The organism is Streptomyces sp. HSW2009, assembly GCF_040240285.1.
Classification (GTDB): Bacteria; Actinomycetota; Actinomycetes; order Streptomycetales; family Streptomycetaceae; genus Streptomyces.
This window is the reverse complement of sequence record NZ_JBEHZD010000120.1, coordinates 1-16,410: the sequence shown is the minus strand read 5'-3', so window position 1 is coordinate 16,410 and position 16,410 is coordinate 1. Positions and strand designations below refer to the sequence as shown.

At 71.8% G+C, this 16,410-nt stretch carries 5 protein-coding genes and 1 pseudogene; 4 read left to right on the top strand and 2 right to left on the bottom strand.

Annotated features, from left to right (window positions below; all coding sequences use genetic code 11):
* A partial coding sequence (locus AAHZ94_RS12110; RefSeq protein ID WP_349992839.1) for a type I polyketide synthase occupies positions 1-8,564 on the bottom strand: 8,564 nt, incomplete at its 3' end.
* A 250-nt stretch (positions 8,565-8,814) separates the two neighbouring features.
* Between AAHZ94_RS12110 and AAHZ94_RS12105 the strand changes: the two genes are divergently transcribed.
* Both AAHZ94_RS12105 and AAHZ94_RS12100 read left to right on the top strand, forming a co-directional pair.
* The gene (locus AAHZ94_RS12105; RefSeq protein WP_349992838.1) at positions 8,815-9,624 is read left to right on the top strand and encodes an SAM-dependent methyltransferase; all 810 of its coding nucleotides are present in this window, start codon (positions 8,815-8,817) and stop codon (positions 9,622-9,624) included.
* 742 nt (positions 9,625-10,366) lie between these two features.
* Positions 10,367-11,128, top strand: coding sequence for an AfsR/SARP family transcriptional regulator (locus AAHZ94_RS12100; RefSeq protein ID WP_502964650.1), 762 nt, complete (start codon positions 10,367-10,369; stop codon positions 11,126-11,128).
* Between the two features lie 555 nt (positions 11,129-11,683).
* Here the strand turns inward: AAHZ94_RS12100 and AAHZ94_RS12095 are convergent.
* Positions 11,684-15,073 (bottom strand): CHAT domain-containing tetratricopeptide repeat protein, encoded by a 3,390-nt coding sequence (locus tag AAHZ94_RS12095; RefSeq protein WP_349992836.1) that lies wholly within the window; start codon positions 15,071-15,073, stop codon positions 11,684-11,686.
* 397 nt (positions 15,074-15,470) lie between these two features.
* On the opposite strand from AAHZ94_RS12095, the gene AAHZ94_RS12090 reads away from it, so the two are divergent.
* Complete coding sequence (locus AAHZ94_RS12090; RefSeq protein WP_349992835.1) at positions 15,471-15,863, top strand: hypothetical protein; 393 nt, start codon at positions 15,471-15,473, stop codon at positions 15,861-15,863.
* A 4-nt stretch (positions 15,864-15,867) separates the two neighbouring features.
* Positions 15,868-16,410, top strand: a pseudogene (locus AAHZ94_RS12085) (hypothetical protein); the annotation flags it as partial.

Here is a 16,410-nt window from a genome sequence, read left to right as displayed (position 1 = left end):
CCCCCCGCCCCCCCCGCCCGGCGGCCGGCTGGGGGGCGCGGAGTTGTGTATAACACACAGCCGGCGGCGGCCGCGCGGCGCCGGCCGCGCCCGCCGGCGGTGACCAGGCCGCGCAGCGCTCCTGGCACCTCGCTGATCGGCTGGGCGGCCAGCGCCCTGGGGTCGATGTCCGCGGCCACCAGGTGGTTCGTGCCGTGCCGGTGGGCGGCGTCCAGCAGGGCTCGCAGCCGTTCGGCCGACAGGGCTGTGACGCCGCTTCCGGGCGCCGGGGCGGCGCCGGGCGAGCCGGCCCAGGGGCCGTAGCCGATGGTGCGTGCCGGTGCGTCGTCCGTACGCCGGTGGGCGGCCAGGGCGGCGCCGTACGCGTCGGCCGCGGCCTGGGCCGGCTCACTGGCGAGGCCGAGCGTGCCGGCGGCCGGGGCAAGGCTGACGAACAGGTCGGGCCGGTCCTTCGCGGTGGCGTCCTGGAGGTGGGACAGCGCCGTCGCGCGGGCCGCCCAGGCATGGGCCGGTCCTTCGCCGGCCGCGGTGACGCCGGCCGGGGCGTCGGCGGGGGCATCAGCCGGGGCTCCCGCCGCGGTGTGGATGATCGCGGTCAGCGGGTGCTTGGCGTCGATGCCGGCGACGAGGGCGGTCACCGCGGCCGGGTCGGCCAGGTCGACCGTGGTCAGCCGCGACTGCGCCCCGGCGGCGGTCAGTTCGGCCGCGCGTGCCGCGGCCTCCGCCTGTGGCGTTCCGGGCGGGTCGGCGAGCAGCAGGTGGCCGGCCTGCCCGGTGCGTACCAGGTGTTCGGCGACGAGCGCGCCGAGCGTCGGGTCGTCGCCGGTGACCAGGACGGTGCCCGCCGGGTCCAGGAGGTCGGCGCCTTCGGTGGATGCGGGCGCCGCGGCCCTGGCCAGCCGGGGCACCAGGACCCGCCCGGCGCGCAGGGCGAGGTGCGGCTCGCCCTGGGCTGCGGCCCGCAGCACAGCGGGGGCCAGCGCCGCCGTGTCCTCCTCGCTCGCGCCGGCGAGGTCGAGCAACAGGAAGCGGCCCGGGTGTGCGGCCTGTACGGCGCGGAGCAGGCCCCAGACGCCGGCGCCGGCCGGGTCCGCCGCCGGGTCGCCGTCGCCGGTGGTCACGGCCGTCCGGGTGACGACGACCAACAGGGTTTCGGTCAGCGCCGGTTGTGCCAGCCAGCCGCGGACCAGGGTGTGCAGCCGCTCCGCGAGGTGCAGGCCGGTGGCCGGTTCGGGTTCGTCGCCGAGCGCTTCGGTGATCACGACGGCCGGTGCGGGCAGGCCCTCGTCGACGGCGGTGGCCAGAGCCGTCGCGTCCGGGTAGGACACCGGGCCGTACGGGCTGGCATCGTCGGCAGCCCGTACGGCCAGGCCCAGCCGATCTTCGCCGAGCAGCGCCCAGCCGCCCGCGGTGACCGGGGTCGTGGTGGCGGCCGGGTCGGCGGCGAGCGGGGTCCACTCCAGGGTGAACAGCCCGGCCACGGCGCGCCCGCCCGCGGCGCGCAGGTGCGCGGCGTCGGCCGGCCGGCTCACCAGTGCGGCGACGGTCAGTACCGGGGCGCCGGCCCCGTCGGTGAGGGTGACGGTGAGCGCCCGCTCGCCCTCGGCCGCGTCCCGGCTCGGGCGCAGCCGCACCCGTACGGTGTGCGCGTCGCCGGCCCACAGCGTGACGCCGCTCCAACTGAAGGGCATCCACACCCGCCCGGCGGCGTCCGCAGGCGCATCAGCGGGGCCCGGGACCAGCAGTGCGGGGTGCAGGGCCGCGTCCAGCAGGGCCGGGTGGATGCCGTAACCCTCGCGGTCGCCCGCCGACTTCGGCAGCGTGACCTCGGCCAGCACCTCGTCCCCGTGCCGCCACAGGGCCCGCAGCCCGCGCAGCGCGGGACCGTAGCCGTAGCCGTCGGCGGTGATCCGGGCGTAGAACTCGGCGACGTCCACGGCCTCGGCGCCGGCCGGCGGCCAGGCTCCGGCGGCCGTGCCGGGTTCGTCGGCCTCGGCTGCCGGCAGGCCAAGCACGCCCTCGGCGTGGCACAACCAGCCTGCGTCCGCGGCCAGTTCGTCGTCGGGGCGGGAGTAGATCCGCAGGTCCCGGCGTCCGTCGGGGGTGGCTGCGGCGACCACGACCTGCACCCTCAGCGATCCCGTCGGCGGCAGGACCAGCGGCACCTGGAGGGCGAGTTCGTCCACACCGCCGCAACCCACCTCGTCGGCCGCCCGCAGCGCCCACTCCACCAGGGCCGTGCCCGGTACGAGGGTGGCGCCACCCATCTCGTGCTCGCCCAGCCAGGTGTGGGTCTGTGCGGACAGCCGACCACTGAGTACGTGGGCGGTTCCGTCGGCCAGTTCCACTGCGGCGCCGAGCAGGGGGTGGCCCGACGAGGTGAGGCCGAGTTCGCCCAGGCTGCCGGCGCCGGCGCTGCCGCCGGTCAGCCAGTACCGCTCGCGTTGGAAGGCGTAGGTGGGCAGTTCGACGCCGTACGGGGCACGGTCGGCGTCGAACCAGCGGGTCCAGTCCACCGTGGCCCCGGCCGTGAACGCCTGCGCCACCGACTGGGCGAGCTGCGCCGGGCCGCCCTGCTCGCGGCGCAGGGTGGGTACGGTGACGGCCGTCGCCTGGACGCCCGCCTCGTCGAAGGACTCCTGGAGTCCGACGGTGAGTACGGGGTGGGTGCTGGCCTCGATGAAGACCCGGTGGCCCGCGTCGAGCAGCCGCTGCACGGCGTCGGCGAAGCGGACCCGCTCGCGGAGGTTGGTCACCCAGTACCCGGTGGTCAGCTCGCTGGTGTCGATGCGGTCCGCGGTGACCGTGGAGTAGAAGGCCGTCTCTGCGCGCACCGGCGTGATACCGGCCAGGATTTCTGTCAACTCTTCCGTGATGACGTCCACTTGGGGACTGTGTGAGGCGTAGTCCACGTCGATGAGTCGGGCCCGGCCGCCGGTCTCCTGGAAGCGGCTCACGGCGTGCCGTACCTGCTCAGGCGGACCGGAAACCACCACGGAACCCGGGCCGTTGACGGCCGCAACGACGACGGCAGGCGCCTGCTGGCCCAGTTCGGCCAGCCACGGTTCGGCCTCCTGCTGGCTCATGCCGAGCGAGGCCATGGCACCGCCGCCCGCCAACTTGCGGAGTGCCTTGCTGCGCAGGGCCACGACCTTGGCGCCGTCTTCGATGGTGAGTGCACCGGCGACGACGGCCGCGGCGATCTCACCCTGACTGTGCCCGACGACCGCGGAGGGTGTCACACCCTGGTCCGCCCAGACCGCGGCCAGCGACACCATCACCGCCCACAGCACGGGCTGGACCACGTCCACCCGGCCGAGGTCGGCAGCGCCCACCCCGCCGCGCAACACCTCGGCGAGCGACCAGTCCACGTACGGCGCGAGCGCCCGCTCGCACTCCGCGACCCGCGCCGCAAAGACGGGCGAGGCTTCCAACAGCCCGGCGCCCATCCCCACCCACTGCGAGCCCTGACCGGGGAAGACGAGGACCGGGCCGCGGGCGGAGCCGCCGGCGACCGGGGTCGCGGGGCCGCCCCCGCCCGGGTAGGTCTCGCCGGCCGCCAGCGCCTCAAGACCCACCGTCAGCTCGTCCCGGTCCTGCCCGATGACCACGGCCCGCTGCTCGAAGACGGTACGCCCGGTGGCCAGCGACCAACCTACGTCGGCCAGCGTCGCGCCCGCTTCCAGCGCGGCCGGCAACCGCTCGATCAGCGCCCTGGCCTGGCCCCGCAGCGCCTGTGGGCTGCGGGCGGTGAGCACCCAGGGCACCACGTCGGCGCCCGCGACGGGCCCGGCCGGCCGGGCAGTCGACGAGGCAGCCGGTGCGTCCTCGCCCGGAGACGGGTCAGCGACCGCAGGTTCGGGTGCCTGTTCCAGGATCAGGTGGGCGTTGGTGCCCGAGATGCCGAAGGAGGAGACCGCGGCCCGCCGTGGCCGCTCGGCATGCTGCCAGGGCACCGGCTCGGTGAGCAGCCGTACGCCGCCGGCGGTCCAGTTCACGTGCGGGCTCGGCGCGTCGATGTGCAGCGAGGCGGGCAGTTCGGCGTGGCGCAGCGCCATCACCATCTTGATCACCCCGGCGACGCCGGCGGCTGCCTGGGTGTGACCGATGTTGGACTTGATCGAACCGAGCCACAGGGGCTGGTCGTCGGGGCGGCCCTGGCCGTAGGTGGCGAGCAGCGCCTGTGCCTCGATCGGGTCACCGAGGGTGGTGCCGGTGCCGTGTGCCTCCACCGCGTCCACCTCGGTCGGCGCCAGCCCGGCCTGGGCCAGCGCCTGGCGGATCACCCGCTGCTGGGAGGGGCCGTTGGGCGCGGCGAGTCCGTTGCTCGCGCCGTCCTGGTTGACGGCCGAACCACGGACGACCGCCAGTACGCGGTGGCCGTTGCGCTGCGCCTCCGAAAGCCGCTCCAACAGGACGAGCCCGGCGCCCTCCGCCCAGCCGGTGCCGTCGGCGGCTGCCGCGAACGGCTTGCACCGACCGTCGGGCGCCCGGCCGCGCTGCCGGGAGAAGCCGGTGAACATGCCGGGCGCGGCCATCAGGGTGACACCACCGGCCAGCGCGAGGGAGCACTCACCCTGTCGCAGCGCCTGCGCGGCCAGGTGCAGTGCCACCAGCGACGACGAGCAGGCCGTGTCTACGGTGATGGCGGGGCCTTCGAGACCGAAGGTGAAGGCCACCCGGCCCGAGGTGACGCTCGGGGTGATGCCGGTCAGCAGGTGGGCGTCGATGCCGCCGGTGGCCTGGTGCAGCCGCGGCCCGTAGTCCTGCGGGGTGGCGCCGACGAACACGCCGGTGGCGCTGCCGCGCAGCGCGGCGCCGTCGAGCCCGGCCCGTTCGAACGCCTCCCAGGCCGTCTCCAGGAGCAGCCGCTGCTGCGGTTCCATCGCCAGTGCCTCGCGCGGGCTGATGCCGAAGAACCCGGCGTCGAACTGCGCGGCGTCGTACAGGAAGCCGCCCTCACGGGCGTAGCTGGTGCCCGGGTGGTCCGGGTCCGGGTGGTAGAGGCCGTCCAGGTCCCAGCCGCGGTCGGTGGGGAACGCGCCGCCCGCGTCGACGCCGTCGGCGCCCAGCGCCCACAGTTCCTCGGGCGCGGCGACGCCGCCGGGGAAGCGGCAGCTCATCGCGATGATCGCGATCGGGGCGGCGTCCAGCGGGCCGGGGCCCGCCTGCTGCTGGGGTGCGGCTGCCCGGTCGTCGCCGGCCTGGGCGCGCAGTTCGGCGGCGACCGCGGTGGGCGTGGGGTGGTCGAAGGTCAAGGTGGCCGGGAGCGGCAACCCGGCCGCCGCGCTGAGCTGTTCGCTCAGTTCTGCCGCGGCCATCGAGTCGAAGCCGAGTTCCTTGAACGTCAGGTCCGGGTCGACGGCGTTGCCGGTGGCGTGGCCGAGCACCAGGGCGGCCTTGGCCCGTACGAGATCCAGCAGGACCTGATCGCGCTCGGCGTCGGTCAGCCCGTCCAACCTGCTGCGCAGCGGCGAAGCGGTGCCATCGGCGGGCCCGGCTGACTCGCCGGACGCGGTGGGCCCGCTGGGCTTGGCGGGCGCGTCGGCCGGTGCTGGCAGCGCGGTGCCGTTGACCCGGGCCGGGATGTGCCTGGGAGTGTGTCCGGCGCTCGTCCCCGTGTCGTCCGCGGGTGGCTCGGGCCAGAAGCGCTGCCGCTGGAAGGCGTACGTGGGCAGGGCGACGCGCGGCTGCTCGGCCCGGCTCAGGGTTCGCTCCCAGTGCACCGGCACCCCGCGCACGTACGCCTGGGCCAGCGCCGCGATGAGGGTGGCTGCTGCGGGGCGCTGGCGGCGGAGTACGGCCAGCGCGGCCGGTCGCGGGCGGTCGGGGCCGGTCGCCGGCAGGGTGGTGAAGCACTCCCGAGCCATGGCGGCCAGGGGCGCGTCGGGGCCGACTTCCAGGAAGGTGTCGACGCCGGCGGCGTGCAGGGTGTGCACACCGGCGAGGAACTGCACGGCGCGGCGGGCGTGTGCGGCCCAGTAGTCGGGCGAGGCAAGTTGCTCAGCCGTAGCCAACTCTCCACTGACGTTGGAGACCAGCGGGATGGCCGGGGCGGCGAAGGTGAGATCGGCGGCGACGGCTCGTAGCTCCACCAACATGCCGTCCATGTGTGGCGAGTGGAAGGCGTGGCTGACCCGCAGCCTGGACGCCTTGCGGCCACGGGACCGCCAGGCGGTGGTGGCCTCGTCCACGGCGTCCACGTCTCCCGAAACCACCAGCGAGGTGGGTCCGTTGACGGCGGCGACGTCGATCCGGCCCGCGTACGGGGCGAGGGCCTCGGTCGCCTCGTCGGCCGTGGCCTGCCAGGCGGCCATCGCACCGGGGGTGGTGACGGCCTGCATGAGCCGCCCGCGGGCGGCGACGAGCCGGGCCGCGTCCGGGAGCGAGAGCACGCCGGCGACGTGGGCGGCTGCGATCTCGCCGACCGAGTGCCCCAGCAGGTAGTCCGGGGTCAGCCCCCACGACTGGAGCAGCCGGAAGAGCGCGACCTCGACCGCGAACAGGGCGGCCTGGGTGTACGAGGTCTGGTCGAGCGCGGTGGCCGCGACGTCGGCTGCGCCGGACGGCTGGTCTGCCGGGGCTGTCTGGTCCGCCTGGTCTGCCGCGGCGCGGCCCGTCGGGGCTGCCTGGTCTGCCGAGGCTGTGCCGGCTGAGGGTGCGACCGGGGGTGCGGCTGCCGCCGGCTCGGCTACTGCTGGCGCGGCTACTGCCGGTGCGTCCGCTGCCGGTATGTCTGCTACCGGTGCGTCTGCGGCTCGCCCGCTGAAGATGACGTCGCGCAGCGGCCGGTCCAGATGCGGGTCGAGGCAGTCGATGGCCGCGTCCAGCGCGGCGGCGAACGCCGGATAAGTGGCGTACAGCTCGCGGCCCATGTCGATGCGCTGGCTGCCCTGGCCGCTGAAGAGCAGAGCGAGTCGACCGCCGGTGGCCCTGCCCCGGGCCAGGCCGACCGATTCCGCGCCGTGCTCCGCCTCGGCCAACAGGGCCAGCAGCCCGTCGACGCCCGTGGCGTGCAACACCGCACGGTGGGCGAAGGCGGTACGGCAGGTGGCGAGTGCATGGGCGACGGCGGCCGGATCACAGTCAGGCTGATCGGCCAGCGCGGTACGCAGCCTGGCGGCCTGGGCGCGCAGCGCGGCGGGGTTTTTGGCAGACAGCGTCCACACCAGCGGGCCCGCCGGTCCCCCGGCAGGCCCTGCCGCATCGGCATCGGCCGGCGCCTCGCTGACACGGGGCTCGGGTGCCTCGCCGACCACCAGATGGCAGTTGGTGCCGCCCATCCCGAAGGCGCTGACCCCGGCGAGCAGGGGCCGCTCGGGCGCGGGCCACGGGCCGAGCTCGCGCTGCACCGCGAGCCCCAACTCAGTCAGTGGAATGCGCGGGTTGGGCGTGGTGTGGTTGAGGCTCGGCGGGAGCTGCCGGTTACTGAGGCTGAGCACCACCTTGAGCAGGCCGACAATGCCGGCGGCGGCCTCCAGGTGGCCGACGTTGGTCTTGGCCGAACCGACCCGCAGCGGCTGGTCGGCCGGGCGCTGCCGGCCGAGCGCGGCACCGAGTGCGGCGGCCTCGATCGGGTCCCCCACGGGCGTACCGGTGCCGTGCAGCTCCACGTACTGGACGTCGGTGGCGCTCGCCCCTGACCGCTCGTGGGCCCGCCGGATCACGTCCTCCTGGGCCTGCGGGTTGGGCGCGGTGAGCCCGTCGGTCGCGCCGTCGTTGTTGACCGCGCTCGACCGGATCACGCCGTAGACCGGGTCACCGTCGCGCAGCGCGTCCGCCAGCGGCCTGAGCAGCACCGCGACGCCGCCCTCACCACGGACGAAGCCGTTGGCCGCGGCGTCGAAGGTGTGGCACTTGCCGTCCGAGGACAGGCCGCCGAACTGGGTGTTGGCCGCGTCCATGCTGTCCTCGCCGAGGATCAGGTTGACGCCGGCCGCGATCGCCCGGGTGCACTCGCCCTGGCGCAGGCTCTCACACGCCAGGTGCACCGCCACCAGGCCCGATGCCTGCGCCGCGTCCACGGAGAGGCTGGGGCCGTTCAGGCCGAGGCCGTAGGAGACGCGGTTGGCGAGGATGCTGCGGTGCAGGCCCGTCATCGGGTAGCGGCCGGCGGACCCGCCGGCGCTCCGCAGCAAGGTGGCGTAGTCGTCCCACATGGCGCCGACGTACACCCCGGTGCGGCTGCCGGCGAGCACTTCGGGGCGCACCCCGGCGTCCTCAAGCGCCTCCCAGGACAACTCCAGCATCAGCCGCTGCTGCGGGTCCATCGCGAGCGCTTCACGCGGGCTGATGCCGAAGAATTCGGCATCGAATTCGTCCACCCGGTCCAGGAATCCGCCGTATCGAATATCGGCGGGTTCCGCGGTGCCCGAATCACGGGGTGCGGCGGAATTTCCGCTACGGCGGCGATCAGCCGGCAGTACGGAAATGGCGCTTTCGCCGTCCCGAAGCAGTCGCCAGAAATCGCGTGGGCTCGGTGCCTGCGGCAAACGGCAGGCCAGCCCCACCACGGCGATGGGAGTTGCGGACTGAGTTGACCGGTTGGGATCGGTGCTAGCCATCACGCCTCGTACGGAGCTCAGAAGGAAAAGACTTCCGGTCGTCATGGGTCATTGGCGGCACTCCGCTCCGGACTTGGTGATCGGTGCGAGCACAGCGTCAGCGTGGTCTGCGCCTCTAAAGGCACACCAAACAGGCCGCGGCCGGTGACTTTAGCCGCGTGTTATCGAGGCGCAGGACCATCGCCCGCATGAGTGGGCCCCGTGGCCCCTTGACGGCCAGCCCGGTCGCCGAGCACACAGGAGGAGAGTCATGCCCCAAGCGTCCGTTCCGCCGAGCGGCCAGGTGTCCGACTACTACAGTTCGCTGGGCCCGCTGTTGCAGATGGCGTGGGACGACAACTTCCACTTCGGCTACTGGGAGAGCGCCGACGATCCGGCCACCGTCGAGGAGGCCACCGACCGGTTCACCGACCTGCTCATCGAGCGGCTCCAGGTGGGCCCCGGCGACCGGGTGCTCGACGTGGGCTGCGGCATCGGGAAGCCCGCCCTGCGCGTCGCGACCTCGACCGGGGCCAACGTGCTGGGCATCACCATCAGCGAGCAGCAGGTCAAGCAGGGCCTGGAGCGCGCCGCCGCGGCCGGCAGGTCGGACCAGGTGGATTTCCAGTACGCGGACGCCATGAAGATGCCGTACGAGGCGGGGTCGTTCAACGCGATCCTGGCGTTCGAGTCGATCAACCACATGGAGCGGCTGACGGCGCTGCGCGAGATGAACCGGGTACTGGTCTCCGGCGGCCGGGTGGTGCTGACCGACGTCACCCCGCCCGAGGACGGCAGCTACACCGACCCGACCGACCCGACCGTGGTCTCCTCGCTGGTCAAGCTGGAGGACTGGCCCGCACTGGTCGCCGAGGCCGGACTGGTCCTGGACGAGATCAAGGACGTCACCGAGAACACCAAGGACACCGCCAACCGGATGATCGACGGCATCCTGCGCTGCCGCAAGGAGTTCGAGGCGCAGCACGGGATCTCGGTCCAGGAGGTGTTCGACGCCGCGAAGGAGGCGCTGCCGGCGGTGCCCACCGCCGGGTGCGTGATCGTGGTCGCGCACAAGCCCTGACCCACCCCTAACGCCGCGCGCCGACCCCCCGTGGGTTCGACGGCGCGACCCGGCCCACCTAACGGCCGGTGGCGGCAGCCCCCGCGTACTGCCGCCGCTGGCCGCTCCCCCTAGCGCCCCCAGAGAACATCCTTTTGAGGGAACGGCTGACCACGCACCCCCTGCGGTCGACGACGGCGGACATGATCGCCGCAAAGCGCCCTTAAAAATCCCCCCAAATACCGCCTCATCATCCCGCGGCGAGCGGGCGACCGCCCCTTCATGGCCCCCGTTTTTCCCTAGGGGGTTCCAGAGTCGGCAACTGGGGCTGCCGCCTGTCGGACAGGGGTGCAATGGCCTGTCTGGCGATGGCGAGGGGCGTATCGTCTTTCCCGGAGACAACGCCCAGCGGGTGAAGGTTTTCGATTCCCGGTAAGCATCCGGTAAGCACCTGAATTGACTCGTACGGGCTGGATGACCGCCCGAGCGGGCCGGTGCGCCTTTCACCCTGACCATCGAGTGACCGCCATGAAGACGGGGGGATATGTGGCTTCAGCGTTGCGCGACGTGAGTCAGCGATTCCGGCCCTACGGACGCCCCTACGGACATCGAGATCTCGGATTGCCGCGAGATGTCGTCTTCGCCGCCATGGCTCAACCGGCCTCGAAGACCAGAACTCGCCCGAGCGCTATCAAGAATCCGTCTCCGGCATACAATTATTCGCCGCTCTCATCGACTGGGACATGCCGTGCGATATGAAATCATGGGGCCTCTCCGCGTTGTAGACGGAGAGGAGAAGTCTTCCATCAGGGCACGGAAGATAGAGGTGCTCCTCACCGTCCTGCTCGTCCGTTCGGACCAGGTGGTTCCCGTGGACCACCTCATCACGGAGATCTGGGGCGAGGAGCCTCCACGCCGCGTCATCGCCGGTCTTCATGTCTACATTTCACAGATCCGCAAGTTCCTCAACCGTCCGGACCGCAGCGAAAGCCCGGTCCTGACCCGCCCGCCCGGGTACGTCCTACGGCTGGGCGCCGACGAGTTGGACATCCGCTACTTCGAGCAACTGGTGAGCCAGGGCCGGGACCATTCCCGGGAGCGCCGTTACGCGCAGGCGGCCCACAGCTTCCAGAGTGCACTGGCCCTGTGGCGCGGACCGCTGCTGGACGACGTGTGCTGCGGCCCGATCCTGGAGGGCTTCCAGACCTGGCTGTACGAGGCCCGGCTTGAGTGCGTCGAGATGCTGATGGACTCCCGGCTGATGCTGGGCCGCCATCGCGAACTGGTCAGCGACCTCTACCAGTTGGCGACTGAACACCCACTGCGTGAGGCCCTGCACCGGCAGCTCATGCTGGCGCTCTACCGCTCCGGCCGCCGCGCGGACGCCCTGCACGTTTACCAGTCGGCCCGCAAGACGCTGAACGAGGAACTGGGCCTGGAACCCTGCCGCGACCTCCAGGCCCTCCAACAGGCCATCCTCACCTCGGACGACCGACTCGAACTCCCCGTTTCCCTGTCTGCCTGAGCCAGGCACGGACACCGGACCACACGGCGTCGCCACCCACCAGCGAGGCGCGGACGCGCCACCGATCAAGCGCCACCCGCCTCCCTCCCCCAGCACGAACCCGGCGGCCTCGCATCCAGCGGTGGCCGCCGGTGGTTGTGGGCGGGGGTGAGGACGAGGTGGGTGGGGGTGGGCGCTGATGCCTGCGGGAGGCGGCGGTGGTTGTGGATTCCGGTGTGATGGTTGTGGGTGCCGCACCCGACGCACCCCTTCCTGTGAGTGGCAGGCGCGAGCGCCGTTTCTAACACGGTGACGCCCGCGGTTGGAGGCGTGACACGCCCCATCTCGGAAGATGCCGATCACCCGCTTGTCAAAGTCAAAGAAGGGCTCGTGCATCTGGAGAACGCCCTGCGCGCCGAACTCTCCGAACCAGGTCGTGCAGACATGTGCCACGACCGCCACTGGGCGCCCACCCCCCATTCTGCCCCGGGTAGCCGCTTCGCCGTCCCCTCCTGACTGCTCGGACTGCCAAATGAATCCGCTTCCGCAGCCATCGAATTCACCTGGTCGTCTTGGTCAGGCTCCGGCGTGGAGGTAAGCAGCCCACAGGAAGGGGACCTTGACCCGGTCAAGTGGCGCGGGCATGCCGAGGCCGTCTCGTAGGCCGCGCACGGCCTGGTGCAGGGCCCAGGCTGCCCGGCTGGGATCGATGGCCCCGGTAGAGAGGCGCAGAAAGCCGTAGAAGGCGTCGGCGACGGTCACAGCGGTCTGATCATCGATTTCCCACAGGGTGCCCACCACATGAGGGAAGCCCGCGAGCTGGAAGGCAGAGGTCAGGTGGATGGCCTCGTCGACCAGGTCGGCGGCGTCGATGGCCGCGGTGTGACAGGCGGACAGGAAGGCCAGTTGGGCGTGGTCGAGGTGGACGGGAGCAAGGCTGGCGACGGTGAAGGGGTCGCTTTCGTGGTCATGGAGCAGCAGTTGGCTTTGGGAGGGGTCGTTGGGGTGGCTAGCTCCGTGGCAGGAAAAGTGTGCGATCGAACAACCGCGCAGGTGATCCAGGACAGCGGCCTTGGTCGGCGTGCTCAAGGACGGGCTGTCCGGAGCGGCGGGGTCGGGTTCGCTTAGCAGGACGCTGCCTGGCAAGTGACGGCCCAGCAACTTGGCCTCAGCGCCGACGTGTCGCAGGCGACCATGACCGGGAAGGCCGGGGGTCGTAGGCATCGCGACGATCAGTCCCTGGGCGGGCGCGTCCGGGACCGGGGTGTGTTGGCGGGTGTGACGCAGGGCGCGGACGGTGGGGGTGTAGGAGGAGATGACCCGGTCCAGGACGGTGCGCCGGTCCGGGGCGTCGGCCGGGTCGGTGTGGTAGCCGGCGGCATGCAGGGGCAGCAGTCCCAGCAGCCCTCCAGGCGCCCACCACACCCGCTGCCAGTCGGCTTCGTCGAACGGCTGACGTTGATAGCCCAGAGTGTCAAGGACAGGTCCTGCGGCAGTGTCCCACAACCATTGCAGAACTCCGGTCAAGGCGTCCTGTGCCTGGCGTCGCTGCTCTCTGCTCTCCCCCGAGGTGACGGTGTGCAGCGCCTGCTGGAAGGTGTTGACCTGCTCGATGAGGGCCTCTCCGGTGAGTTGGGGGCATTCCAGGTGGGTAATGCCGTCTTGGGTGAGCAGCAGGGCGTCGCTGCGGTAGCGGCTGATGTTGAACACCACGACCGGTCCCTGTTCGGCCTCGGTGAGGAGTTCCTCGGCGGTGGGCGGGAGGGCGAAGGAGCCGAACCCCTCCAGCGAGCGGATCTCGGCCAGGGTCTGGGCGAAGTCGCGGGCCAGTTGGTGCCGGTCGCGCGCAGCACGTTCCTGCTGTGCCCCGTCAGCGTCCATGTCTCTGTCCCCGGTGGGGGCGGGTTGGTCGAGTTGGTCGCGCAACCGGGCGAATCGCGCGGCAAGGTCGGGGTAGCGCTCGGTGAGGTCGGTGAGGTCGCTGCGCACGTCCAGCGCCTGACCGATCAGCACCGCCCTCCCGGCCTCCAGCAGCCGCAGCGCCCGCGTCGCACGCTCCTGCCGACTCCCACGGGGGTCGGCCAGAGCCAGCGCGGCGGCATCCCCGGCCAGGCCCGTGAACTGGCTGAGCGCATGCTGCTGATCACTGCGCTCAAGCCGGCGGGGAGTCACCTCCGCAAGCAGGCGCACGGCAGTCTCCGCCGCGTCCGCGGCCCGCGTCGTATCGGACCCCGAGACCAGCCCGGCCAGCTCCCAGGCCGTCTCAATCCGGTGCCAAGGCGCCGCCGAGACCACCCCCAAGGCATCTTCGAAGGCGGACACCGCGGAGTCCAGGTCCGCCGGGTCCCCGGCCCGCTCGAACCGTAACCGCAGCGCCATCCCCAGATTGGACAGCGTCTTTGTCCGTTCAGGGTGGTTGGCGGGGATGGCCTGGGCCGCGGCTTGCCCAGTGGTGATCGCCTCGTCCAGGTCCGCCGGATCGCCGGCCTGCTCGTACCGCAACCGCAGGCTCATGCCCAGATTGAACAGGCCCCGAGCCCGGTTAGGGTGGTTGCTCGGAACGGCCTGCACCGCGGCCCGCCCGATGGCGACAGCCTCATCCAGAACCGCCAAACCCCCGACCTCCTGGGACCGGATCGCCAGCGAACTCCCCAGGTGGGACAGGTAGATGTGTCGGTGGGGATCGTCGGCAGGGGTGGCCTGGATCGCGGCCCGCCCGATGGTAATGACCTCGTCAAGGTCCGCCAGATCCCCACTCCGCTGGAAGCGGGCAAAGAGCGTGGCGTCAAGATGGGACAGTACCGCTGCTCGGTCAGGGTGGTTGCTGGGGGTTGCCTGCACCGCGGCCCGGCAGATGGTAACGGCCTCGTCCAGGTCAGCCAGATCCCCAACCCACCGAAACCGGACCCGCAGCGCACTCCCCAGATTGGACAGCATCCGTGCCAGTTGGGGGTGATTGCCGGGGGCGGCCTGCACCGCGGCCCGGCAGGCGGTAACGGCCTCGTCCAGAACCGCCAGATCCCCGCCCCACTCGAACAGGGCGTGCAGTGCAGCCCCGAGGTTGGACAGCATCTGTGTCCGGTCAGGGTGGTTGCTGGGGGCGGCCTGCACCGCGGCCCGGCAGATGGTAACGGCCTCGTCCAGGTCAGCCAGGTCCCCGCCACGATCGAACCGTTCCCGCAGCGCAGCCCCCAGATTGGACAGCATCCCCGCTCGGTCAGGGTGGTTGCTGGCCATGGCCTCCACCATGGCCCGCTCCGTGGTGATGACCTCGTCCAGGACGGCCAGGTCACCGCCCCGATCGAGCCGGGCCCGTAGGACCTTGCTCAGTCTGGCCAGCATCTCTGTCCGGCCGGGGTGGTCGCCGGGGGTGGCCCGTACTGCGGACTGACAGGTGGCGATGGCATCGTCCAGGTCAGCCAGGTCGCCGACCCGCTCGAACCGGAACCACAGCGCAGCCCCCAGATTGGACAGCATCTGTACCCGGTCAGAGTGGTTGGCGGGGGCTGCCTGCACCGCGGCCCGCCCCGTGGTGATGACCTCATCCAGGTCCACCGCGTCACCCACCTTCTCGAACCGGGCATGCAGCAGGAGAACCAGATCGGACAGCATGTCTGCTCGGGCAGGGTGACTGGTGGGGGTGGCCTGCACTGCGGCCCGCCCCGCGGTGATGGCATCGTCCAGGTCAGCCAGGTCCCCGACCCGCTCGAACCGGAACCACAGAGTGACCCCCAGATTGGACAGGTACCGGAAGCGGTCAGGGTGGTTGGTGGGTACGGCCTGCGCAAGGCGCTGCCACAGGTCCACGACGAACGAGAGCTGAGCTGGGTCGGTGGAACCCCCGGAGACCTCTACCTGCTGGAGCAGGTCGAGAGCACGCGGTGTCGCGGCTAGGGCGAGCAGCGGCAGGAGAGGTTCGGGCAAGCCTTTGGCGCCGGTGAGGAAGCATGGGATGAACGCTTCCACCGCGGCATTGAGGTCTGCATTGCCCTGGCTCCCCCTGTGCGCTGTGTATCGATGGAAGTAGAGCCAGCCGAGCGCCTGCCAGGCTGTTGGATCGCTCACATCATCGATGTCGGTGTGGAGGAGCTCCGCGAGTTGCCTGGCCTCAGTGAGCGCCTGGGGTTCGAGCGCTGGAGAAGGGTTGCCCGTTTCGGCGATCCGTCGCAGTCGGGCCCATACCGCAGCGAGCCGTTCCTCACGCACTCACGGCTCCCTTGCGTCCCCGAGCGCCCCATGGCACGCCCATCCGGAGCCGCAGACCATGCCCCGCATACGCTCGCGTCACCCAGCAACTAGGCATCAAATTAGTATAATTGACCAGGCGCAAGCTGGAGGAGAAGGCAGACCTAGGGGGATCTCCATGGCCGACGAGGACGGGGTGACGGCAGAAAGGCTGGCCGCGCTCTGCGCACATCTGGCGGAGATCCGCGAGATTTTGCAGGAAAGGCTGGGCGGAGACGAGACCCTGGCGCAATTACTGGCTGCCGCCCAAGACGGCGGGGACCTCTCCGAACCGCTGGCCGTGCTGCACGCCGTTCTCCAGGCCGACGGCGATCCACAAGGACTCGACGGCTACAGCGGCACCGGCCCGGGCACCCGCAGCCTGCGACCCGCGGGCATCAGCCCGCAGTCAGGCGAGCTGGTGTACGTATGCCCCGCCAGCCGGTGCACCCGCTACTGGTGGCCCCAGGCCACCACCTCAGTGCCGCACTGCGCACTCAGCGGAACTTCCCTGCGCAGGGAAAGGCTCTGACCCGATGGGCGGCTTCCTGACGGCACTGGGGCAAAAACTCGCCGAGCGGTGGCTCTCTTTACTCCTTCTGCCCGGCGCCCTCTATCTCGCCGTCGCCATCACCGCCCATACCCTCGGCCACGCCCACCCCTTCGAACTGCCCCACCTCACCGAGCAGATCACCACATGGGCCGACCGCCCCGCCGCAAGCACGGCCGGCGGCCAAGTGGTGCTACTGGCCGCGGTACTGGCCGGGTCCACAACAGCGGGCCTTGCCGCCCAAGCCCTCGGCTCGCTGATCGAACAGCTCTGGCTGGCCGCTGACTGGCCCGCCTGGCCATCTCCTTTCCGTCAACTCGCCGCCTGGCACACCACCCGTCGTCGCCAGCGCTGGACCAGCGCCGCTCGCGCCTGGCATAACCACCGTGAGCACGCCGCAACGGCCCTGGCCCGCGGGCCGCGGGCCGCCCCGACAGCCCCGCATGCCGCCGCACGCGCCCTGGCCCGCCTCTCCATGGAGAAGCCCGACCGCCCCCCCAGGTGCGGAGCCCGCCTCAACGCAGTGGCC